Below are 21611 nucleotides of genomic sequence, written 5' to 3'. Positions count from 1 at the left end.
GCTTTTTTCATGTGCCGGTCGCGGTGACGCTTATGCGTGCAGCACATGCGCCGGAAAGGCGGGGCTGGCGCTCGCCACACCCTGCGCGAGCGGCGCGACCTGCTTGCGGCGTTCGCGCGTCGGCGCAACGCCGAACGCGTCGCGATAGCTCTTGCTGAAATGGCACGCCGACTGGAAGCCGCACGCCATCGTGATGTGCATGATCGACATGTCGGTCTGCAGCAGCAACTCGCGCGCACGGCGCAGCCGCAGCGTCAGGTAGTAATGCGTCGGCGTCATGCCGAGGTGTTCGCGGAACAGGCGCTGCAGTTGCCGCTGCGACATGTTCGCGAGCCGCGCGAGCTCCTCGCGCGACAGCGGCTCCTCGATGTTGTTCTCCATCAGCGAGATCACTTCGAACAGCGACTTGTTCGCCGAGCCGAGCCGCGCGACGAGCGGCATGCGTTGCTGCGCGCTGGTGTCGCGCACGTGTTCGACGATGAACTGCTCGGCGATCTGCGTGACGCGCGCGGTGCCCACGCGCGCGGCGATCAGGTTCAGCATCATGTCGAGCGGCGCGACGCCGCCCGTGCACGTGATGCGGTCGCGGTCGATCACGAACAGTTCCTTCAGGAAGCGCGTGTCCGGAAACTCTTCCTTCAGCGCCGACATGTTTTCCCAGTGGATCGCGCACGCGTAGCCCGCGAGCAGCCCCGATTTCGCGAGTGCATAGGTGCCCGTGCACAGGCTGCCGAGCGGGATGCCCGAGCGCGCGAAGCGGCGCAGCGTCGACAGGTGGGCCGGCGTGGTTGCGCGCTGCACGTCGACGCCGCCGCACACGAAGACGATGTCGGGCTGCACCACGCATTCGGCCGGGCCCGTGTCGACCGTGAGGCCGTTGCTCGCCGTGACCGGGCCGCCGTCCGGGCTGATCACCGACCAGCGGTAGAGCGGCTGGCCGCTCAGGTAGTTCGCCATCCGAAGCACCTCGATCGCATTGGTGAACGCGATCATCGTGAAATTCGGTAACGGCATGAACGCGAAGTGGGACAGCGACGCTGTGCGGTCGGGCGACATGGGGAGCGTTCCTAGAATCTCTAATAGCTATACGCCCGGGAGGCACGGATCGGGCTGCGGTATTGTGTGAGCGAGCGCAACAAGCGTGCCATACGGCTAAACCCTAGCTCCATACGTTGTCTGGGTGTAAGGGCGATGTTGCACTGCACCGCATCCGGGAGATGTCGCACCCCGAACGGGCGGCAAACGCACTGCCGGTGTGCGTGTCCATAGGTGAACAGCCGACGCCGTTTTGGTGGGTCATCCGAAAAAGCACGACCGGTCACTTGTATAAAACGGACGTGCATGGCGGAAAAGGCAAAGAACGCGTCTAAATTCATCAATCCGCCGAAAATCCGAACGACAAGAATAGAGCCGTCGGCAACCTTGCACTGGCGTAGCGGGAAACCCAGGCAGGGCGGGCCTTGAGCTTTGGTTGCAGCCCTTTATTCTTCGTCACGGACGCACTATGTCGAACACCCAGCCTTTCTTCTCGCAGCCCCTGGCCGAGCGCGACGCGCCGGTGCGCAGCGCCATCCTGAAGGAACTCGAGCGTCAGCAGTCGCAGGTCGAGCTGATCGCGTCGGAAAACATCGTGTCGCGCGCCGTGCTCGAGGCGCAGGGCTCGGTGCTGACGAACAAGTACGCGGAAGGCTATCCCGGCAAACGCTACTACGGCGGTTGCGAGTTCGCCGATGAAGTCGAGGCGCTGGCGATCGAACGCGTGAAGCAGATCTTCAACGCCGGCTATGCGAACGTGCAGCCGCACTCGGGCGCGCAGGCGAACGGCTCGGTGATGCTCGCGCTGGCCAAGCCGGGCGACACGGTGCTCGGCATGTCGCTGGATGCCGGCGGCCACCTGACGCACGGCGCGAAGCCGGCGCTGTCGGGCAAGTGGTTCAATGCCGTCCAGTACGGCGTGAACCGCGACACGATGCGGATCGATTACGACCAGGTCGAGGCGCTGGCGCACGAGCACAAGCCGAACCTGATCATCGCCGGCTTCTCGGCGTACCCGCGTGCGCTCGACTTCGCGCGCTTCCGCGCGATTGCCGACAGCATCGGCGCGAAGCTGATGGTCGACATGGCGCACATCGCCGGCGTGATCGCCGCGGGCCGCCACGCGAACCCGGTCGAGCACGCGCACGTCGTCACGTCGACCACGCACAAGACGCTGCGCGGCCCGCGCGGCGGCTTCGTGCTGACCAACGACGAGGACATCGCGAAGAAGATCAACTCGGCCGTGTTCCCCGGCCTGCAGGGCGGCCCGCTGATGCACGTGATCGCCGGCAAGGCCGTCGCGTTCGGCGAAGTGCTGCATGCGGACTTCAAGACCTATATCGACAACGTGCTCGCGAACGCTCAAGCGCTCGGCGAAGTGCTGAAGGCCGGCGGCGTCGATCTCGTCACGGGCGGCACCGACAACCACCTGCTGCTGGTCGACCTGCGCCCGAAGGGCCTGAAGGGTGCGCCGGTCGAGCAGGCGCTGGAACGCGCGGGCATCACCTGCAACAAGAACGGCATCCCGTTCGACACAGAGAAGCCGACCGTTACCTCGGGCATCCGTCTCGGCACGCCGGCCGGCACGACGCGCGGCTTCGGCGTCGCGGAATTCCGTGAAGTCGGCCGCCTGATCCTCGAAGTGTTCGACGCGCTGCGCGCGAACCCGGAAGGCGACCACGCGACCGAACAGCGCGTGCGCCGCGAGATCTTCGCGCTGTGCGAACGCTTCCCGATCTACTGATCGACCCCACAAGAACAGACCCACGAGCGAGAGCAGATATGAGCACGCTGCATCAGGACAGCATCATCATCGACGGACTGAACATTTCGAAGTTCGAGAAGCCGGTGTTCGAGGACATGCGCCGTGGCGGCATCACGGCCGCGAACTGCACGGTGTCGGTGTGGGAGAACTTCGCCAAGACCGTCGACAACATCGGCGTGATGAAGAAGAAGATCCGCGACAACGGCGAGCTGCTGACGCTCGTGCGCACGACGGACGACATCTTCCGCGCGAAGAAGGAAGGCAAGACCGGGATCATCCTCGGCTTCCAGAACGCGCATGCGTTCGAGGACAACCTCGGCTACATCGAAGCGTTCGCCGACATGGGCGTGCGCGTGGTGCAGCTCTGCTACAACACGCAGAACCTGGTCGGCACCGGCTGCTACGAGCGTGACGGCGGCCTGTCGGACTTCGGCCGCGAAGTGATCACCGAGATGAACCGCGTCGGCATCATGGTCGACCTGTCGCATGTGGGCGGCAACACGTCGTCGGAAGCGATCGCGTTCTCGAAGAAGCCGGTGTGTTACTCGCACTGCCTGCCGTCGGGCCTGAAGGAGCATCCGCGCAACAAGAGCGACGTGCAGCTGAAGGAGATCGCCGATGCGGGCGGCTTCGTCGGCGTGACGATGTTCGCGCCGTTCCTGAAGCGCGGGATCGAAGCGAACATCGACGACTACATCGAGGCGATCGACTATGTCGTGAACCTGATCGGCGAGGACGCGGTCGGCATCGGCACGGACTTCACGCAGGATTTCGCGAAGGAATTCTTCGACATGCTGACGCATGACAAGGGCCGCTATCGCCAGCTGACGAACTTCGGCAAGGTGATCAACCCGGACGGCATCCGCACGATCGGCGAGTTCCCGAACCTGACCGCGGCGATGGAACGCCACGGCTGGAAGGAGTCGCGTATCCGCAAGATCATGGGCGAGAACTGGGTGCGCGTGTTCAAGGACGTGTGGGGCGCATAAGCGCCGCATCGAGCCGAACCGCTACCCGCGATTCAACATTAGAAAAATCGGGACGTGCCCGCGCAAGCCGCGCGGGCGCGCGGACGATGTCGCGCCTGCGCACTGAGCCGCGCGGCCACTTTCCTCACGGAGTCACCACGATGCAACCGCAACTGCCGATCAACGTCGATCCCGATACCGGCGTCTGGACCACCGACGCGCTGCCGATGCTGTACGTGCCGCGCCACTTCTTCACGAACAACCACGTTGCCGTCGAGGAAGCGCTCGGCGTCGAAGCGTATGCCGAGATCCTCTACAAGGCCGGCTACAAATCGGCCTACCACTGGTGCGACAAGGAAGCGAAGCTGCACGGCCTGACCGGCATGGCGGTGTTCGAACACTACCTGAAGCGCCTGTCGCAACGCGGCTGGGGCCTGTTCTCGATCATCGAAGCCGATCCGGCCAGCGCGCGCGCGAAGATCGAGCTGCGCCACTCGTCGTTCGTGCTCCAGCAGCCGGGCAAGGAAGGCAAGCTCTGCTACATGTTCGCGGGCTGGTTCGCCGGCGCGATGGACTGGGTCAACGACACGACGCCGGAAGGCAAGGGTGCGCCGCGCGCGCAATCGAAGGAAGTGCAGTGCGCGGCCGAGCATCACGACCACTGCGTCTTCGAAGTGTCGCCGATCGCGCACTGATGCACTGACTCACTGAAACAGAACAACACCCGCAACACGAGACATTCGAACGCCAGAGGTCGCCAGCGATGCGTTATCCCCACCTGTTCAAACCCATGCAGCTGAACCAGCTGACGCTGCGCAACCGGATCGTCAGCACCGCGCACGCGGAGGTGTATGCCGAGCCGGGCGGCCTGCCGGGCGACCGCTATATCCGCTACTACGAAGAAAAGGCCAAGGGTGGCGTGGGCCTGGCCATCTGCGGCGGGTCGAGCCCCGTGTCGATCGACAGCCCGCAGGGCTGGTGGAAATCGGTGAACCTGTCGACCGACAAGATCATCGATCCGCTCACGCGTCTCGCCGACACGATGCACAAGCACGGCGCGAAGATCATGATCCAGGCGACGCACATGGGCCGCCGCTCGTCGTTCCACGGCGAGCACTGGCCGCACCTGATGTCGCCGTCGGGGGTGCGCGAACCCGTGCACCGCGGCAATGCGAAGATCATCGAGATCGAGGAAATCCGCCGCATCATCGGCGATTTCGCGGCGGCCGCGAAGCGCGTGAAGGCAGCCGGCATGGACGGCATCGAGATCTCGGCCGCCCACCAGCACCTGATCGACCAGTTCTGGAGCAAGCGTTCGAACCACCGCACCGACGAATGGGGCGGCAGCCTCGAAAACCGCCTGCGCTTCGGCATCGAAGTGCTGACGGCCGTGCGCGAAGCGGTCGGCAAGGATTTCTGCGTCGGCCTGCGCATGTGCGGCGACGAATTCCACGAGGACGGCCTCGATCACGAAGCGCTGAAGGAAATCGCGCAGGCGATGTCGGAGACGGGCCTGATCGACTACCTGAGCGTGGTCGGCTCGGGCGGCGACACGCACAACACGATCGCGAACTGCATGCCGCCGATGGCATTGCCGCCGGAGCCGTTCGTGCACCTCGCGGCCGGCATCAAGTCGGTCGTGAAGATTCCGGTGATGCACGCGCAGAGCATCCGCGACGCGGGCCAGGCCGAGCGCCTGCTCGCGACCGGCATGATCGACCTGGTCGGCATGACGCGCGCGCAGATCGCCGATCCGCACATGGTGATCAAGATCCGCGACGGCCGCGAAGACGAAATCAAGCAGTGCGTCGGCGCGAACTACTGCATCGACCGCCAGTACAACGGCCTCGACGTGCTGTGCATCCAGAATGCGGCGACGTCGCGCGAAGCGACGATGCCGCACGTCATCGAGAAGTCGCGCGGTCCGAAGCGCAAGGTCGTGGTGGTCGGCGCGGGCCCGGCGGGCCTCGAGGCGGCGCGCGTCGCGAAGCTGCGCGGCCACGACGTCGTGCTGTTCGAGAAGAACGCGGAAGTGGGCGGGCAGGTGATGATCGCCGCGAAGGCGCCGCAGCGCGAGCAGATGTCGGGGATCATCCGCTGGTTCGACATGGAAACGAAGCGCCTGGGCGTCGACCGCCGTCTCGGCGTCGCCGCCGACGAGAAGATGATCATGGCCGAGAAGCCGGACATCGTCGTGCTCGCGACGGGCGGCTCGAGCTTCACGTGGCAGGTTCCGGGCTGGGGGGTGGCCGAAGGGCTCGCCGTCAGCTCGTGGGACATCCTGACCGGCAAGGTCGAGCCGAAGCAGAACGTCCTGCTGTTCGACGGCGTGAGCACGCATGCGGGCGCCGGCGTGGCCGATTTCATGGCGAGCCGCGGCTCGAAGGTCGAGGTCGTCACGCCGGACGTGAAGGTCGCCGACGATTGCGGCGGCACGACGTTCCCGATCTTCTATCGCCGCCTGTACGCGTTCGGCGTGATCCCGACGCCGAACACGATGCTCGATCGCGTCTACGAAGAGGAAGGCAAGCTGATCGCCGTGCTGCGCAACGAGTACACGGAAGAACTGGAAGAGCGCGCGGTCGACCAGGTGGTGATCGAGAACGGCTCGTCGCCGAACGACGAACTGTACTGGAAGCTCAAGCCGGAATCGGTGAACCGCGGCCAGATCGATCCGCACACGCTGTTCGCGGCCGAGCCGCAGCCGTGCCTGTCGGAAGCGCTCGGCAACGGCCGTTTCCTGCTGTTCCGTGTCGGCGACTGCATCTCGATGCATAACGTCCACGGTGCGATCTACGACTCGCTGCGTCTCGTGAAGGATTTCTAAAAGATGAATCCGTCCTTCCTCATTACCGCCCTGTTGTGGCTGTCGGTGGCGGGGCTCGCGTTCGCGGTCGCGAAGCGCTCGTCCTACTGGCGTCTGGGCCGCGCCACGGCGCCTGGCTCGTTCGGTGTCGCGAACCTGTTCGCGATCCCGAAGCGCTATTTCGTCGACCTGCACCACGTGGTCGCCCGCGACCCGTACATCGCGAAGACGCACGTCGCGACCGCCGGCGGCGCGATCGGCGCGCTGGCGCTGGTGTTCATCAACTACGGCCTCGCGATCTACTCGCCGTGGCTCGACAAGCTGATCTTCCTCGCGGCGCTCGCGATGCTGGTCGGTGCGGTGTTCGTGTGGCGCCGGCGCGCGGCCAAGGATGTGCCGGCCCGCCTGTCGCGCGGCCCGTGGAATACGCTGCCCTGGCTGCTCGGCTCGTTCGCGCTCGGCCTCGTGCTGTTCATGCTGGTGCCGACCGGCGCGATGTCGGGCGCGTTCGCGGTGCTCTGCGCGCTGCTGATCGGCGTCGGCGCATTCACGATGACGGTCGGCGCCGCGAAGGGCGGCCCGATGAAGCATGCGATCGCCGGCCTGCTGCACCTCGCGTTCCACCCGCGCCAGGAGCGTTTCGCCGCGACGCGAGAATCGTTCACCGGCAACGGTACGGCCACGCCGCCGACCGCGCTGAAGCTGCCGGACATCGAGCATCAGGAATACGGCGTCGAGAAGCCGGTCGAATTCCGCTGGAACCAGCTGCTGAGCTTCGACGCCTGCGTGCAGTGCGGCAAGTGCGAAGCCGCGTGCCCCGCGTTCGCGTCGGGCCAGCCGCTGAACCCGAAGAAGCTGATCCAGGATCTCGTGGTCGGGATGGCGGGCGGCACCGACGCGGCGTACGCCGGCAGCCCGTCGCCGGGCCTTGCAGTCGGCCAGCATCGCGGCGAGCCGAACGGCCCGATCGTGTCGGGCCTGATCGAGGAACAGACGCTGTGGTCGTGCACGACCTGCCGCGCATGCGTGCAGGAATGCCCGATGCTGATCGAACACGTCGATGCGATCGTCGACATGCGCCGCAACCGCACGCTCGTGCACGGCACGGTGCCCGGCAAGGGCAAGGAAGTGCTCGCGAACCTGCGTGAAACGGGCACGATGGGCGGCTACGACACGGCCGCGCGCTACGACTGGTCGGTTGACCTGAGCGCGCCCGTCGCGCAGCCGGGCAAGCCGGTCGACGTGCTGTTCGTCGCGGGCGAAGGCGCGTTCGACATGCGCTACCAGCGCACGCTGCGCGCGTTCGTCACGGTGCTGAACAAGGCGGGCGTCGACTACGCGGTGCTCGGCTCGACCGAGACCGACACGGGCGACGTCGCCCGCCGGCTCGGCGACGAAGCGACGTTCCAGCAGATGGCGAAGCGCCTGATCGGCACGCTCGGCACGCTGTCGTACAAGCAGATCGTGACGGCCGACCCGCACGTGATGCACAGCCTGCGCAACGAATACCGTGCGCTCGGGCTGCGCGTGACGGTCAAGCATCACACGACCTATCTGGCAGAACTGGCCGACAGCGGCAAGATCGTGCCGAAGGCCGTCGAGGCGCTGCAGGAGAAGCGCACCACGTATCACGACCCGTGCTACCTCGGCCGCTACAACGGCGAGACGGAAGCGCCGCGCAAGCTGTTGAAGACGATCGGCATCCAGGTCGTCGAGATGGAGCGCAACGGCATGCGCGGACGCTGCTGCGGCGGTGGCGGTGGAGCGCCGCTGACCGACATCCCGGGCAAGCAGCGCATTCCCGACATCCGCATCGCCGACGCACGCACGATCGGCGCGGACGTGGTCGCGGTTGCGTGCCCGAACTGCACGGCCATGCTCGAAGGCGTCGTGGGCCCGCGCCCCGATGTGCTCGACGTCGCCGAACTCGTCGCCGCCTCGCTGGAGTGAATCGATGAACACGATCAAACGAATCGATCCGCGCCGGCCGTTCATCATCACGGCCGCCGGCCTGAAGCGCATCACGCTCGGCGAGGAAGGCAGCGCCGATGCGAACGCCGCGCAGTGGTCCGCGCACGGTCACGGCGCGGCGGCCGCGAAGCCTCGCCGCGCGTTGCAGGACCCGAAGCACGTGATGCTGGTGGTGGCGCACAGCGAGCGCGGTGCGCTCGACGACCATTCGCGGCAGGCGATTGCCGCCGCCGCGGTGCTGGCCGACGCACAGACCGAAGTCGCGCTGCTCGCGTTCGGCGAGCTGAAGGACGACGCGGCTGAACTCGGCGTCGACAAGCTGCTCGAGCTGACCGGCTTCGAGCGCCGCGCGTTCGATCCCGAAAGCGAACTGCAAGCGTTGCAGGCCTGTGTGGCCGCGCTCGCGCCGAAACACGTATTCGTGCCCGACAACGCGACGGGCGACGGCGATCTCGGCCGGCGTTACGCGGCGGCCGCCGGCGCGAGCGTCGCGACCCACGTCGTCGAAATCGACGCGAAGCATGTCGGCGCGTATGCGCAGGCCGGGCGTGCGTTTGCGACGCGAGCGCTCCCCGACGTGATCCTGCTTGCGCAGAACGCGGTCGACGCGAAGCTGCCGTTCGTCGGTGCTGGCGAGCGCCTGGCCGCCGACTTCATCCGCCCGGCAGGCGATGCCGCACAGCCATACCGCGATCTCGGCCTCGACGAAATCGACGCGGCCCAGGTTGCGCTCGAGGAAGCCGATTTCATCGTGTCGGCCGGCAACGGTGTGTCCGACATCGGCGCGTTCGAGCAGCTGGCCGGTGCGTTCGGCGCGGCGATCGGCGCGAGCCGCGTCGCGGTCGACAACGGCCACTTCACGCGCGACAAGCAGGTCGGCGCGACCGGCAAGACGGTCGAGGCGAGCGTGTACATCGCGTTCGGCATCTCGGGCGCGGTGCAGCACTTGCAGGGGATCAAGGATTGCCGCCACGTGATCGCGGTGAACCTCGACGGCAGCGCGCCGATCGCGAAGCGCGCGAACCTGACGGTGGTCGGCGACGCGCAGGGGACGATTGCCGCGCTGATCGAACAGGTGCAGGCTGCGCGCGCCGCGCGCGGCGAATCGCCGGCCGCGGTCGGCACGCGTGAACCCGAAGGAGTCGCCGCATGAACGCCCCCCGCCCGCTGCAACGCATCGCGGTGCTCGTGTCCGTCGGCCGGCATCCGGTCAGCGGCGTCGCGCGCTACAGCCGCAACGACGCAGCCGCGCTCGAAACCGGTCGCCAGCTCGCCGGGCAACATCGCGCGAAGCTCGACGTGATCCATGCCGGCGACCCCGCGAATGCGGCGCTTGCCGACTATCTCGCGCTCGGTGCGCGGGAGGTCGAAGTGCTGGCCTGCCGCGACGGCGACGATGCCGTGCACGCGCTTGCCGCACGCATCGAAGGCTACGACCTCGTGCTGACCGGCACGCGCGCCGAGGGCGCGTACGACACCGGGATGTTGCCGTATCGCATCGCCGCGGCGCTCGGCTATCCGCTCGTCGGCTCGGCCGTCGACGTGACGGTCGAAGGCGGCCGTGCGGCCGTCCGGCAATTTTTGCCGAAAGGGCTGCGGCGGCGCGTCGATGCCGCGCTGCCGGCCGTGATTGCCGTCCATCCGCTCGCCAATGCCGAGCCGCGCTACGCGTATGCGCGGCTGCGCGCCGGCGCGATCCGGCCGGCGCTCGCGGCGCCCGGCGCGGACGCCGACGCGGCCGCGTGGACGGTCGGGCCGGTCGAGCGTAAACCCGTAAAACTGGTCGCCGCCGAGAAGCGTTCCGGGCATGCCCGGATGCTGTCCGCGACGACGACCGAAAGCCGTGGCGGCAACGTCGTAAATGAAGGGAGTTCGGTCGAAAAAGCACAAGTGATCCTCGCGTATCTGCGAGAGCATCAGCTCATCGACTACTGATTTTGATGCCTGTCGGCAAGAACCCAGGGATGCAAGGAATCCGGAGCAAACGATGAAAGTATCGGCAGACATTCGTGCACTGATCGAGCGGCGCAAGGAAGGGCACAGCCTCGATGCACCGTTCTACACGAGCGAGGACATCTTCGCGCTCGACATGGAGGCGATTTTCCGCCAGCACTGGATCCAGGTGGCGGTCGAACCGGACATTCCCGAGCCGGGCGACTACGTGACCGTGGAACTGGGGAGCGATTCGATCCTGATCGTGCGCGACGACGACATGGCGATCCGCGCGTTCCACAACGTGTGCCGTCACCGCGGTGCGCGCCTGTGCAACGAGGACAAGGGCTCGGTCGGCAACATCGTGTGCCCGTACCACAGCTGGACGTACAACCTGACGGGCCAGCTGATGTTCGCCGAGCACATGGGCGAGAAGTTCGACCGCTGCAAGCACAGCCTGAAGTCGGTGCACGTCGAGAACCTCGCGGGCCTGATCTTCATCTGCCTGGCCGACGAGCCGCCGGTCGATTTCGCGCAGATGCGCGCCGAGATGGAGCCGTACCTGCTGCCGCACGACCTGCCGAGCACGAAGATCGCCGCGCAGATCGACATCATCGAGGAAGGCAACTGGAAGCTCACGATGGAGAACAACCGCGAGTGCTATCACTGCGTCGCGAACCATCCGGAGCTGACGATCTCGCTGTACGAATACGGCTTCGGCTACCAGCGTTCCGACGCGAACGCCGAAGGCATGGACGCATTTGCAGAGACGTGCGTGCGCCGCGGCAAGGAGTGGGCCGAGATGGGCCTGCCGTCCGAGGAGATCGAAAAGCTGCTGGACGTGACGGGTTTCCGCACGCAGCGCCTGCCGCTCGACCGCAGCGGCGAATCGCAGACGCTCGACGCGAAGGTCGCCTCGAAGAAGCTGCTCGGCGGCTTCGACAAGGCCGACCTCGGCGGCCTGTCGTTCTGGACGCAGCCGAACTCGTGGCACCACTTCATGAGCGATCACATCGTGACGTTCTCGGTGATCCCGCTGTCGGCCGGCAAGACGCTCGTGCGCACGAAGTGGCTCGTGCACAAGGACGCGAAGGAAGGCATCGACTACGACGTGAAGAACCTCACGGCCGTGTGGAACGCGACCAACGACCAGGATCGCGCGCTCGTCGAATTCTCGCAGCGCGGCGCGACCAGCAGCGCGTACGAACCGGGCCCGTATTCGCCGTTCACGGAAGGTCTCGTCGAAAAATTCTCGGCCTGGTACATCGGCCGGCTCGCCGAAAAAACCGGCGAATAGGTCATAGCAGCGGACAAGCGGAGCAAGACATGATGCGAGATGCGGCCAATTTCGAGCCGACGGACAGCCGGGTCACGCGCCCGGCGTTCTGGAACGCCCTTCCCGAGCGCTGGACGAGCGACGTCGAGGAAACGCTGGTGTGCTGCCAAGTGCGGCAGGAAACGCACGACGTGAAGAGTTTCTTCTTCCGTTCGCCGCAGGGCCGCTCGTTCTCGTTCGAGCCCGGGCAGTTCCTCACGCTCGAGCTCGACATCGACGGCGAAACGATCAACCGCTGCTACACGATCTCGTCGTCGCCGGCGCGGCCGCACACGGTGTCGATCACGGTGAAGCGCGTGCCGGGCGGCAAGGTGTCGAACTGGCTGCACGACAACCTGCAGCCGGGCGCACCGGTGCGCGTGCTCGGCCCGGCCGGCGAGTTCACGTGCGCACGGCATCCGGCGCGCAAGTACCTGTTCCTGTCGGCCGGCTCGGGCGTCACGCCGCTGATGTCGATGAGCCGCGCACACCATGATCTCGCGGAAGATCGCGACATCCTGTTCGTGCACAGCGCGCGCACGCCGGACGACATCATCTTCGCGCGCGAGCTCGACCTGATCGCGTCGAATCATACGAACTTTCGCACGTCGTTCGTCGTCGAGCGCCTGGGCGCGCGCACGAACTGGCCGGGCGTCACGGGCTTCCTGACGCTGCCGCTGCTGAAGCTGATCGCACCGGATTTCATGGAGCGCGAGATCTTCACGTGCGGCCCCGCGCCGTACATGAAGGCCGTGCGCGACCTGCTCGACGAAGCCGGCTTCGATCGCAAGCAGTATCACGAGGAGAGCTTCTCGTTCGAAACGCTCGCGCAGACCGCGAGCGACGAGCTGCTTGCCGATCTCGCGCCGCCGGCCGAAGGCGGCGACGCCGCGACGAAGCAGTTCACGGTGAGCTTCGCGAAGAGCAATCGAGAGATTGCGTGCGGGTCGGAGCAGCACGTGCTGGATGCTGCGCGCCAGTCGGGCGTGCGGCTGCCGGCCTCGTGCACGCAGGGCATGTGCGGCACCTGCAAGGTGAAGCTCGTGTCGGGGCAGGTCGACATGAAGCACAACGGCGGCATCCGCCAGCGCGAGATCGACCAGGGGATGGTGCTGCTGTGCTGCAGCAAGCCGCTGTCGGATCTCGTGATCGACAAGTAGTCGAAACCCGCCATCGGCTGTCCGGGTGCGTCGCACCCGGACAAGCATCCGTCGGAAAACAACGATACCGCGGATTTGTGGTTGAAGAACCTAGAGAGACAACGCGCACGGTGCGCATATCAAGGAGATCGACCATGAAGCTGTTCGGAAAACTGTTGTGGACCGGCGCACTGTCGGCGATGGTGGCACTGAGCGCGTCGGCGCTCGCCGATACGAAGCCGACGCTGAAGATCGGTTACGTCGAAGGCTGGGACGACAGCGTTGCGACCTCGAACGTCGCGGCGCGCGTGATCGAGAAGAAGCTCGGTTATCAGGTCCAGCTCGTACCGGTCGCTGCCGGGATCATGTGGCAGGGCGTCGCGCGTGGCGATCTCGATGCGACGCTGTCCGCGTGGCTGCCGGTCACGCACGGCTCGTACTGGGATGAATACAAGGCCAAGGTCGTCGACCTCGGCGCGAACTTCCCCGATGCCAAGATCGGCCTGATCGTGCCCGCGTACGTGAAGGCGAAGAGCATCGACGACCTGAATGCGGAGAAGGGCAGCTTCGGTGGCCGGATCGTCGGCATCGACGCAGGTGCGGGCGTGATGCGCAAGACCGACGACGCGATCAAGAGCTACGGCCTGAGCTACACGCTGATGCCGAGTTCGGGCAGCGCGATGACGGCCGAGCTGTCGCGTTCGGTCAATGCGAACAAGCCGGTGATCGTGACGGGCTGGGCGCCGCACTGGATGTTCGCGAAGTGGAAGCTGCGCTTCCTCGAGGATCCGAAGAAGGTGTTCGGCGGCGCCGAGCACGTCGACAGCGTCGTGAATCCGGGGCTCGAAACGAAGGCCAAGCCGGTTGTCGCGTTCCTGAAAAAATTCCAGTGGAAGCCGGGTGAAATCGATAGCGTGATGCTCGCGATCCAGAACGGATCGAAGCCCGAAGCGGCCGCCGATGCGTGGATTGCGGCGCATTCGGACCGTGTGAATTCGTGGACGGAAGGCGCGCAGTAAGTATCAGACGATACGTCATACGAACCATTAAAGAGACACGCCGGGAGTGGTACGCAGGAATCCGAAATAATCGTGATGCAATGCGGCCATTTCCCGGAATTGTTTTTCTGATTCTGCAAAAAAGCGCGTAAGTTGTTACACTAGCGCCCTTGTGCGGAGTCATCTGCTTTGCATCGGACCAGAGTAGGCGCTGAAGCGCCAACTCTGCTCGAGAGGAGGAATTGGATGAGTCAGGCAGGACTGCGTGCGAACAGCACCAGTGATGTTGAGGCAACCATCTCACATGATTCGACGGGCCACACGCTGCATCGTGGCCTGACTTGGAAAGACGCATTCTGGGTAACGAGCGGCGTGCCGGCAGGCGTGCTGTTCACGATCGGCGGCGTATGCGCGACGATCGGCCAGCCCGCGTGGGCGATCTGGATCGCCGCGATCACGATGGGGCTGATTCAAAGCGCGACTTATGCGGAAATATCGGGGCTATTTCCCCATAAATCGGGCGGCGCGTCGGTGTATGGCGCGATCGGCTGGGTCCGTTACAGCAAGCTGATTGCCCCGGTGTCCGTGTGGTGCAACTGGCTCGCGTGGTCGCCGATGCTCGCGCTCGGCTGCGGCCTCGCGGCGAGTTATGCGCTCACGAGCCTCTTTCCCGCCAACGCGGCGGTGCTGCAGTGGCAGCTCAAGATTGCGGATCTCGGGTTCATCAAGCCGGGTCTGTCCCTGCGGATCAATGCGACGTTCATCATCGCGACGATCCTGCTTCTCATCACGTTCAAGCTTCAGCACAGCGGTGCATCGAAGGCGGCGCGCACGCAGCGCATCCTCGGCATTGCATCGCTCACGCCGCTGCTGATCGTCGGCATCGTGCCGTTCGTCACCGGCGACGTGCCGATGTCGAACCTGCTCCCGCTGCTGCCGCTCGGTCACGACGCGCACGGCAACCTCACGGCCGCGACCTTCGGCTCGTGGAACGGGCAGGGCGTCACGATGGCGCTCGGCGCGATGTTCATGGCCGGCTGGGCGTCGTACGGCTTCGAAACGGCCGTCTGCTACACGCGCGAATTCCGCGATCCGCGCCGCGATACCGCGAAGGCGATCTTCTGGTCGGGCGCGCTGTGCCTCGTCGTGATGACGCTCGTGCCGCTGGCGTTCCAGGGCGCGCTCGGCACGCAGGCGATGCTCGATCCGTCGATCGGCGACGGCACCGGCGTCGCGGCTGCGATGGCGAAGATCGTCGGCGGCGGCGCGTGGGTCGCGAATGCGGTCGTCGTGATGCTGATGCTGTCGATCCTGCTGATCGTGATGACGTCGATGATGGGCTCGTCGCGCACGCTGTACCAGGCATCGGTCGACGGCTGGCTGCCGAAGTACCTGTCGCACGTGAACGAGCACGGCTCGCCCACGCGTGCAATGTGGACCGACCTCGGCTTCAACCTCGTGTTGCTGATGATGTCGGACTACATGACGGTGCTGTCGATCTCGAACGTCTGCTACATGCTGTTCGTATTCCTGAATCTTCAGTCGGGCTGGATCCACCGGATGGATCGCGGCAACTGGGATCGGCCGTTCCGCTGCCCGACCTGGCTGCTCGTCGCAGGCTCGCTGTGCGGCTACGCGAACCTCGTCTATGTCGGCGCGGGCGCGAACCTGCAGGGCGACGGCACGCTGCGCAACGGGCTGATCGCGATGCTGCTGATCGTGCCGGTGTTCCTGTTCCGCCACTACTGGCAGGATCGCGGCCGTTTCCCGGCGCAGATGCAGCGCGACATGGAGCTCGAAGTGCCGAAGCGCGCGATGTGGCTGAACCTGATGCCGTACGCCGCGCTGATCGGCGCGGGGCTGACGATCTGGCTGTCGTATTACTTCGCGTGGGTGAAGTGACGCGTCGGGCCGTGTAACGGCGCGCACCGCCCGGAAACCGCACACGGGCGGTGCGATCGATCTCGCGGCAAGCAACGAAAGCCCGACCGGCTGCAACCGGTCGGGCTTTCGTCGTTCAGGGCCGGCACCATTGCCGGCGTGCGCCGCGCAAGCAAGCGATCGACGGCGCTTGATTTTGGGAATGATCGGTTCTAATATCCGGACTCATGAGCCCGACCTCTCCCGGCTCCCGTGACAGGGGGCGCCCACGCGAATTCGACCCCGACGAGGTGATCGACGCGGCTGCGCGCGTGTTCTGGGAGCAGGGGTACCACGCGACGTCGATCGATACGCTGTGCGAGGCGACCGGCGTGTTTCGCGGCAGCCTGTACCGCACGTTCGGCGACAAGCACGGGTTGCTGGTCGCCGCGTTCGATCGTTACGCGGAAGGGGCGATCGCCCGGCTCAAGGAGCGTCTCGCGGCAGATCTGCCGCCGCGGCAGGCGCTCAGGGAAGCGCTGCTGTACTACACGGAAATCGGTGTGCGGCTGTCGGAGCGCCGCGGCTGTCTCATCACGAATTCGGCCGTCGAGCTGCTGCCCGGCGACGACGCGTTGCGGCCGTACATCGAATCGACGCTGCTGCGCATCGGCACGCAGTTCAGCCTTGCGGTCGCACGCGGCCAGCAGTCGGGCGATTTCGACCGGAACCTCGATCCGGAGGAGGTTGGCCGGTTCCTGCTGTGTCTGATCCAGGGCATGCGCGTGCTGGGCAAGTCGAGTGCGTCGGAGGCGGAACTGGCCTCGATCGTCGAAATCGCAATGCGGGCGCTGACCTGATTTTTTTGATTATTTTGAGAATGATCGGTTTCAAATGGTGCGTATTCCAGGTACGGCCGCAGAAACCATGAAGGGCCAGCAGATTCGGTAAGGAAGTTCAAGATATCCCGCCGCTGCACGCAGCCGCACCGGCGTCATTGTTCAATTAATTTGGGAATGATCGGTCATGAATGGCGAAAATTTCGCAGCACCCGCCGCAAGCGGCTACGGGAAAGGCATCGCGGCATGTGTATGCGCGACGATCCTGATGGGCGTGATGTTCCCGGTGATGACCGACGCGTTGCGATACATCGATCCGTTCACGTTTACGTCGCTGCGCTATCTGATCGCGGGCAGCGCGTTCATCGTGCTGTTGCGGATCGTCGAAGGGCCCGGCGCATTCCGCCCGGCGGGTGAATCCGTGCCGCTGGCATGGCTGCTCGGTTCGATCGGCTTTTGCGGCTTCGGATCGTTCGTGTTCCTGGGCCAGCAACTGGCCGGCGCCGAAGGCGCGCTGACCGCATCGATCATGATGGCGACGCAGCCGATGATGGGGCTGCTGCTCAACGCGCTGGTGCGACGCGTCGCGCCCGCACCGGTGTCGGTGCTGTTCGTCGTGCTGTCGTTTGCCGGCGTGGCGCTCGTCATCACGCGCGGCGACGTGATTGCCGCGCTGCACGAACCGCAGCACGAGGCGGCCAATGCGCTGATCGTCGCCGGTGCGTTGTGCTGGGTCGTCTACACGTTCGGCGCGGCGCGCTTCACCGGCTGGTCCGCGCTGAAGTACACGACGTTCACGACGTGCCTCGGCCTGACCACGATCGTCGCGGTCAATCTGGTGCTGATCGCGACGCACGGGATCGCGGCGCCGTCATGGGCCGCCGTGCGCGCGGTGCTGCCGCATCTCGCGTACATGGGGCCGGTGGCCGGTTTCGGCGCGATCCTGCTGTGGATGACGGGCAACCGGATCCTGGGGCCGATGAACGGCGTGCTGTTCATGGACGTCCTGCCGATCACCGCGTTCATCGTGTCTGCCGCGACGGGCGTGGTGCCCAATCGCGCGCAGATCGCGGGTGCCGCGCTGACGGGCGTGGCGCTGATTCTCAACAACCTGTATCTGCGGCGCCGGGCGCGGCGCATCGGCACGGCGCCTGCGCGCGTGCCGTCGCCTTCCGCATGACGCACGGCCGTTGCCGTGGCCGGGCGCTTACGAAAACACCACCGTGCGATCGCCGTTCAGGAACACGCGCCGCTCGATGAACGCCTTCACTGCGCGCGCGAGCGTGATGCTTTCGACGTCGCGCCCGACCGCGAGCAGTTGCTCGGGGCGCAGCGCATGATCGACGCGCTCGACGACCTGCTCGATGATCGGGCCTTCGTCGAGATCGTCGGTGACGAAGTGCGCGGTCGCGCCGATCAGCTTCACGCCGCGCGTATGGGCCTGGTGGTACGGCTTCGCGCCCTTGAAGCCGGGCAGGAACGAATGATGGATGTTGATCGCGCGGTTCGCGAGCTTCGCGCTCGTTTCCTGCGACAGCACCTGCATGTAGCGTGCGAGGATCACGAGCTCGGCGCCGCTCGATTCGAAGAAGTCGAGCCACTGCGCTTCCTGCTGCGCCTTGGTATCGGCCGTGATCGGGAAGTGCCGGAACGGCAGCCCGTGCTGCGCGGCGAGCGGCTCGAAATCGGGGTGGTTCGACACGATACCGACGATGTCCATCTTCAGCTCGCCCATCCGCCAGCGGAACAGCAGGTCCGCGAGGCAGTGCTCGAGCTTCGACACCATGATCAGCACCTTCGGCCGCGCGTTCACGTCGTGGATCGCCCACTGCATGTCGCCCTGCGCGCCGCCGAGGCTGGTGGCGATCGGCGCGAATTCCTGGCGCAGCGCGTCGATCTGCAGCGTTTCATCCGTCGGATGAAAGACGCAGCGCACGAAGAAGCGGTTACTGAGATCGTCGTCGAATACGTTCAGCGCGTCGACATAGCAGCGATGGCGATCGAGAAAGCCGACGACGGCGGCGACCTGGCCGGCCGCGCTCGGGCACGACAGCGTCAGGACGAATTGATCGGGGCGGTGCTCGGCGGTCATGAGACTCCTCGGATGGCATGGGGCGCACGGCCGTGCGGCGGCGCACGACGGCGCCGCACCGCGCGGGTAGCGGGAGGCTCAAGTAAATCAGGACGATTTCGGGGCGGATAGAACCAACGCGCCGTGTGGCTGGTATCGGCGCGCCAGCAAGCGGCGGCGGGCGCGCCCGGTCAGGCCCCCGCGCACGCGTCGAGCAGCCAGCGCCGGAACACGTGGGTCGCGTCCGGCTCGGGCCGCTGCGGCGGCCGCACCAGGAAGTAGCCGCGCGAGGTGACGACGGGCGCGTCGACGAGCTTCACGAGCTGGCCGGACGCAACGAGCTCGTCGACCAGCGGCGACCAGCCGAGCGCGACGCCTTCGCCGAGCAGCGCCGCATGGATCACGAGCGCGTAGCTGTTGAAGGTCACGCCGCGCGCGGCGGCCGGCGGTTCGAGGCCGTGCGCGTCGAACCAGCCCGGCCACGACAGCCAGCGTTCGGGGCGCGTCGGCTGCACGTGCAGCAGCGGCAGCGCGAGCAGGTGGTCGGCCCGCGCGACGTCGGGGTGCGTATCGCGGAACGCGGGCGAGCATACCGGCGTGACCGATTCGGGAAACAGCCGCGCGGCCGTGCACGACGGCCAGTGGCCGTCGCCGAACAGGATCGCGATGTCGCCGTGGTCGCGCTGCGCGTCGTAATCCTGTGACGTGACGACGCGCACGTCGACGTCCGGCATCACGCGCTTCAGCCCGGCCAGCCGCGGCATCAGCCAGTAGGTCGCGAAGCCGAAGTCGGTGACGATCGTGAGCGCGCCGTGCTCGCGGCGCGCGCGCAGCGTCGCGGTCGCGCCGCGCAGCGTGTCGAGGCTCAGCCGCACCGCCTCGTACAGGCACTGGCCGTCGGCCGTCAGCGTGACGCCGCGCGGGCTGCGTTCGAACAGCGGCACGCCCAGTTCGGCTTCGAGCTGGTACACCTGCTGGCTCACGGCCGGCTGCGTCGAGCCGAGCTCGCGCGCGGCGGCCGTGAAGCTCGCGAGCCGGGCGGCCGATTCGAACGCGCGCAGCGCCTGCATCGACGGTAACGGTTCGGGTTTCGACATAAGTCTCTCTAATGGCCCCATAAGGGCCGGACGCCTACCCGCGCGAATTCGGGCGGGCGATAGTGCATCGGACGGTACGGCACACACGCTTCACGCGCACCGCGCAACGCATTCCGCGATTCTAGCCAGCGCGGCCCGTACGCGCGGCACTTTCTGCGGGCCGCTTCCGTCATGCCGGACGTCTTGCCGCCCGAGCGGCGCGCCGTTCCATTCGAACACCGTTTTCCCCACGACCGCCGATGACGAACCCGACACCCAACATCCTGATCCTGATGGCCGACCAGCTTACGCCGTTCGCGCTGCCGGCCTACGGCAACCGCGTCGCGCGCACGCCGACGCTCGACCGGCTCGCCGCGCAAGGCGTGGTGTTCGACGCCGCGTACTGCGCGAGCCCGCTGTGCGCGCCGTCGCGTTTCTCGCTGCTGACCGGCAAGCTGCCGTCGGGGATCGGCGCCTACGATAACGCCGCCGAATTGCCGGCGCAAACGCTGACGTTCGCGCATTACCTGCGCGCGGGCGGCTACCGGACGATGCTGTCCGGCAAGATGCACTTCTGCGGGCCCGACCAGCTGCACGGTTTCGAGGAGCGCCTCACGACCGACATCTATCCGGCCGATTTCGGCTGGGTGCCCGACTGGGACCAGCCGACCGAGCGGCCCAGCTGGTATCACAACATGAGTTCGGTGCTGGAGGCCGGCCCGTGCGTGCGGACCAACCAGCTCGATTTCGACGACGAAGTCACGTTCGCCGCGAAGCAGAAGCTCTACGACGTCGCCCGCGAGCGTGCGGCCGGGCACGATGCGCGGCCGTTCTGCATGGTCGTGTCGCTGACCCATCCGCACGATCCCTATGCGATCACGCGCGACTACTGGGATCTCTACCACGACGACGAGATCGACATGCCGGCCGTGCGGCTCGATGCGGCGGAAAGCGACCCGCATTCGCAGCGGTTGCGCTTCGTCTGCGAGAACGACCGCACGCCGCCCACCGACGCGCAGATCCGTGCCGCGCGCCGCGCGTACTACGGCGCGACGTCCTACGTCGACACGCAGTTCGGCAGCGTGCTGGCCGCGCTCGAACAATGCGGGTTCGCCGACGACACGATCGTGATCGTCACGTCCGACCACGGCGACATGCTCGGCGAGCGCGGGCTCTGGTACAAGATGACGTTCTTCGAAGGCGGCTGCCGCGTGCCGCTGATCGTCCATGCGCCGGGCCGTTTCGGCGCCGCGCGCGTGCGCGGGCCGGTGTCGCATCTCGACCTGCTGCCGACGCTCGTCGATCTGGCCGGCGCCGCGCCGGCCGGCGGCTGGCCCGATCCCGTCGACGGCGCGAGCCTCGTGCCGCACCTGCACGGCACGCCCGCGCACGACGTCGCGCTCGGCGAATACCTCGCGGAAGGCGCGGTCGCGCCGGTGGTGATGATCCGCCGCGGCGACTGGAAGTACGTGCATTGCCCGCTCGATCCCGACCAGCTCTACAACCTGTCGGACGACCCGCGCGAGCTGACGAACCTGGCCGGCGTGCCCGAAGCCGCCGACGTGCTTGCCGCGTTCCGCGCGGAAGCCGCGCGGCGCTGGGACCTGCCCGAACTCGACCGGCAGGTGCGCGCGAGCCAGCGGCGCCGCCGCTTCCATTACGCGGCGACGACGCAGGGCCGCATCCAGGCGTGGGACTGGCAGCCGTTCACCGACGCGAGCCAGCGTTACATGCGCAATCACATCGAACTCGACACGCTCGAGGCGATGGCGCGTTTTCCGCGTGTCGGGCGCTGAGTGGCCCGCATCGCGAACCTGAACGAACGACGGAGGAAGC

At 66.4% G+C, this 21611-nt stretch carries 17 protein-coding genes; 14 read left to right on the top strand and 3 right to left on the bottom strand.

The genetic code is table 11. The features are described 5' to 3' along the window. Nucleotides 1-30 precede the first annotated feature (30 nt). Nucleotides 31-1056, bottom strand: a complete 1026-nt coding sequence (locus BLA15945_RS12915; RefSeq protein ID WP_174992528.1) for a GlxA family transcriptional regulator — start codon at nucleotides 1054-1056, stop codon at nucleotides 31-33. 448 nt (nucleotides 1057-1504) lie between these two features. Between BLA15945_RS12915 and BLA15945_RS12910 the strand changes: the two genes are divergently transcribed. The 13 genes from BLA15945_RS12910 to BLA15945_RS12850 all read left to right on the top strand — a co-directional run bounded on the left by BLA15945_RS12910 (nucleotide 1505) and on the right by BLA15945_RS12850 (nucleotide 17808). Next, complete coding sequence (locus BLA15945_RS12910; RefSeq protein WP_174992527.1) at nucleotides 1505-2779, top strand: serine hydroxymethyltransferase; 1275 nt, start codon at nucleotides 1505-1507, stop codon at nucleotides 2777-2779. Nucleotides 2780-2817: 38 nt separating this feature from the next. Then, on the top strand, nucleotides 2818-3789 hold the full coding sequence (locus tag BLA15945_RS12905) for a dipeptidase (protein WP_059239233.1): 972 nt from the start codon (nucleotides 2818-2820) through the stop codon (nucleotides 3787-3789). Nucleotides 3790-3929: 140 nt separating this feature from the next. After that, nucleotides 3930-4463 (top strand): DUF5943 domain-containing protein, encoded by a 534-nt coding sequence (locus BLA15945_RS12900; RefSeq protein ID WP_006488993.1) that lies wholly within the window; start codon nucleotides 3930-3932, stop codon nucleotides 4461-4463. Between the two features lie 68 nt (nucleotides 4464-4531). Beyond that, nucleotides 4532-6595, top strand: a complete 2064-nt coding sequence (locus BLA15945_RS12895; protein ID WP_174992526.1) for an NADH:flavin oxidoreductase — start codon at nucleotides 4532-4534, stop codon at nucleotides 6593-6595. Nucleotides 6596-6598: 3 nt separating this feature from the next. Next, nucleotides 6599-8524: a (Fe-S)-binding protein gene (locus BLA15945_RS12890; protein WP_174992525.1), complete on the top strand. Its 1926-nt coding sequence runs from the start codon at nucleotides 6599-6601 to the stop codon at nucleotides 8522-8524. 4 nt (nucleotides 8525-8528) lie between these two features. After that, nucleotides 8529-9698 carry an electron transfer flavoprotein subunit alpha/FixB family protein gene (locus BLA15945_RS12885; protein ID WP_174992524.1) on the top strand — a complete coding sequence of 390 codons (1170 nt, stop codon included), beginning with the start codon at nucleotides 8529-8531 and terminating at the stop codon, nucleotides 9696-9698. Then, a complete protein-coding gene (locus tag BLA15945_RS12880; protein ID WP_059239241.1) occupies nucleotides 9695-10480 on the top strand; it encodes an electron transfer flavoprotein subunit beta/FixA family protein in 786 nt (261 codons plus the stop codon). Before BLA15945_RS12885 ends, BLA15945_RS12880 begins: the two co-directional genes overlap by 4 nt. A gap of 52 nt (nucleotides 10481-10532) precedes the next feature. Beyond that, complete coding sequence (locus BLA15945_RS12875) at nucleotides 10533-11774, top strand: aromatic ring-hydroxylating oxygenase subunit alpha (RefSeq protein WP_059239243.1); 1242 nt, start codon at nucleotides 10533-10535, stop codon at nucleotides 11772-11774. A 29-nt stretch (nucleotides 11775-11803) separates the two neighbouring features. Further along, the gene (locus BLA15945_RS12870; RefSeq protein WP_059239245.1) at nucleotides 11804-12952 is read left to right on the top strand and encodes a hybrid-cluster NAD(P)-dependent oxidoreductase; all 1149 of its coding nucleotides are present in this window, start codon (nucleotides 11804-11806) and stop codon (nucleotides 12950-12952) included. A 134-nt stretch (nucleotides 12953-13086) separates the two neighbouring features. After that, nucleotides 13087-13950, top strand: a complete 864-nt coding sequence (locus BLA15945_RS12865; RefSeq protein ID WP_174992523.1) for a glycine betaine ABC transporter substrate-binding protein — start codon at nucleotides 13087-13089, stop codon at nucleotides 13948-13950. 225 nt (nucleotides 13951-14175) lie between these two features. Next, the gene (locus tag BLA15945_RS12860) at nucleotides 14176-15831 is read left to right on the top strand and encodes an APC family permease (RefSeq protein ID WP_059239249.1); all 1656 of its coding nucleotides are present in this window, start codon (nucleotides 14176-14178) and stop codon (nucleotides 15829-15831) included. 206 nt (nucleotides 15832-16037) lie between these two features. Beyond that, nucleotides 16038-16649 (top strand): TetR/AcrR family transcriptional regulator, encoded by a 612-nt coding sequence (locus BLA15945_RS12855; protein ID WP_059239251.1) that lies wholly within the window; start codon nucleotides 16038-16040, stop codon nucleotides 16647-16649. Nucleotides 16650-16815: 166 nt separating this feature from the next. Next, nucleotides 16816-17808, top strand: coding sequence for a DMT family transporter (locus BLA15945_RS12850; protein WP_174992522.1), 993 nt, complete (start codon nucleotides 16816-16818; stop codon nucleotides 17806-17808). Between the two features lie 27 nt (nucleotides 17809-17835). On the opposite strand, the gene purU is transcribed toward BLA15945_RS12850, so the two are convergent. Further along, the gene (purU, locus tag BLA15945_RS12845) at nucleotides 17836-18720 is read right to left on the bottom strand and encodes a formyltetrahydrofolate deformylase (RefSeq protein WP_059239255.1); all 885 of its coding nucleotides are present in this window, start codon (nucleotides 18718-18720) and stop codon (nucleotides 17836-17838) included. A 170-nt stretch (nucleotides 18721-18890) separates the two neighbouring features. Next, complete coding sequence (locus BLA15945_RS12840; RefSeq protein ID WP_174992521.1) at nucleotides 18891-19796, bottom strand: choline sulfate utilization transcriptional regulator; 906 nt, start codon at nucleotides 19794-19796, stop codon at nucleotides 18891-18893. A 239-nt stretch (nucleotides 19797-20035) separates the two neighbouring features. Here BLA15945_RS12840 and betC point away from each other — a divergent pair, with 239 nt between their 5' ends. After that, the gene (gene betC, locus BLA15945_RS12835; protein ID WP_059239259.1) at nucleotides 20036-21571 is read left to right on the top strand and encodes a choline-sulfatase; all 1536 of its coding nucleotides are present in this window, start codon (nucleotides 20036-20038) and stop codon (nucleotides 21569-21571) included. The last annotated feature ends 40 nt before the right edge of the window (nucleotides 21572-21611 follow it).

Origin of the sequence: Burkholderia arboris, assembly GCF_902499125.1 — a bacterium.
Taxonomy (GTDB): domain Bacteria; phylum Pseudomonadota; class Gammaproteobacteria; order Burkholderiales; family Burkholderiaceae; genus Burkholderia; species Burkholderia arboris.
This window is presented reverse-complemented; position numbering and strand designations above follow the sequence as displayed.

Coding starts and splice junctions, on each gene's coding strand:
- BLA15945_RS12915 (WP_174992528.1), bottom strand. CDS start 1,056: ATGTCGCCCGACCGCACAGCGTCGCTGTCCCACTTCGCGTTCATGCCG.
- BLA15945_RS12910 (WP_174992527.1), top strand. CDS start 1,505: ATGTCGAACACCCAGCCTTTCTTCTCGCAGCCCCTGGCCGAGCGCGAC.
- BLA15945_RS12905 (WP_059239233.1), top strand. CDS start 2,818: ATGAGCACGCTGCATCAGGACAGCATCATCATCGACGGACTGAACATT.
- BLA15945_RS12900 (WP_006488993.1), top strand. CDS start 3,930: ATGCAACCGCAACTGCCGATCAACGTCGATCCCGATACCGGCGTCTGG.
- BLA15945_RS12895 (WP_174992526.1), top strand. CDS start 4,532: ATGCGTTATCCCCACCTGTTCAAACCCATGCAGCTGAACCAGCTGACG.
- BLA15945_RS12890 (WP_174992525.1), top strand. CDS start 6,599: ATGAATCCGTCCTTCCTCATTACCGCCCTGTTGTGGCTGTCGGTGGCG.
- BLA15945_RS12885 (WP_174992524.1), top strand. CDS start 8,529: ATGAACACGATCAAACGAATCGATCCGCGCCGGCCGTTCATCATCACG.
- BLA15945_RS12880 (WP_059239241.1), top strand. CDS start 9,695: ATGAACGCCCCCCGCCCGCTGCAACGCATCGCGGTGCTCGTGTCCGTC.
- BLA15945_RS12875 (WP_059239243.1), top strand. CDS start 10,533: ATGAAAGTATCGGCAGACATTCGTGCACTGATCGAGCGGCGCAAGGAA.
- BLA15945_RS12870 (WP_059239245.1), top strand. CDS start 11,804: ATGATGCGAGATGCGGCCAATTTCGAGCCGACGGACAGCCGGGTCACG.
- BLA15945_RS12865 (WP_174992523.1), top strand. CDS start 13,087: ATGAAGCTGTTCGGAAAACTGTTGTGGACCGGCGCACTGTCGGCGATG.
- BLA15945_RS12860 (WP_059239249.1), top strand. CDS start 14,176: ATGAGTCAGGCAGGACTGCGTGCGAACAGCACCAGTGATGTTGAGGCA.
- BLA15945_RS12855 (WP_059239251.1), top strand. CDS start 16,038: ATGAGCCCGACCTCTCCCGGCTCCCGTGACAGGGGGCGCCCACGCGAA.
- BLA15945_RS12850 (WP_174992522.1), top strand. CDS start 16,816: ATGAATGGCGAAAATTTCGCAGCACCCGCCGCAAGCGGCTACGGGAAA.
- purU (WP_059239255.1), bottom strand. CDS start 18,720: ATGACCGCCGAGCACCGCCCCGATCAATTCGTCCTGACGCTGTCGTGC.
- BLA15945_RS12840 (WP_174992521.1), bottom strand. CDS start 19,796: ATGTCGAAACCCGAACCGTTACCGTCGATGCAGGCGCTGCGCGCGTTC.
- betC (WP_059239259.1), top strand. CDS start 20,036: ATGACGAACCCGACACCCAACATCCTGATCCTGATGGCCGACCAGCTT.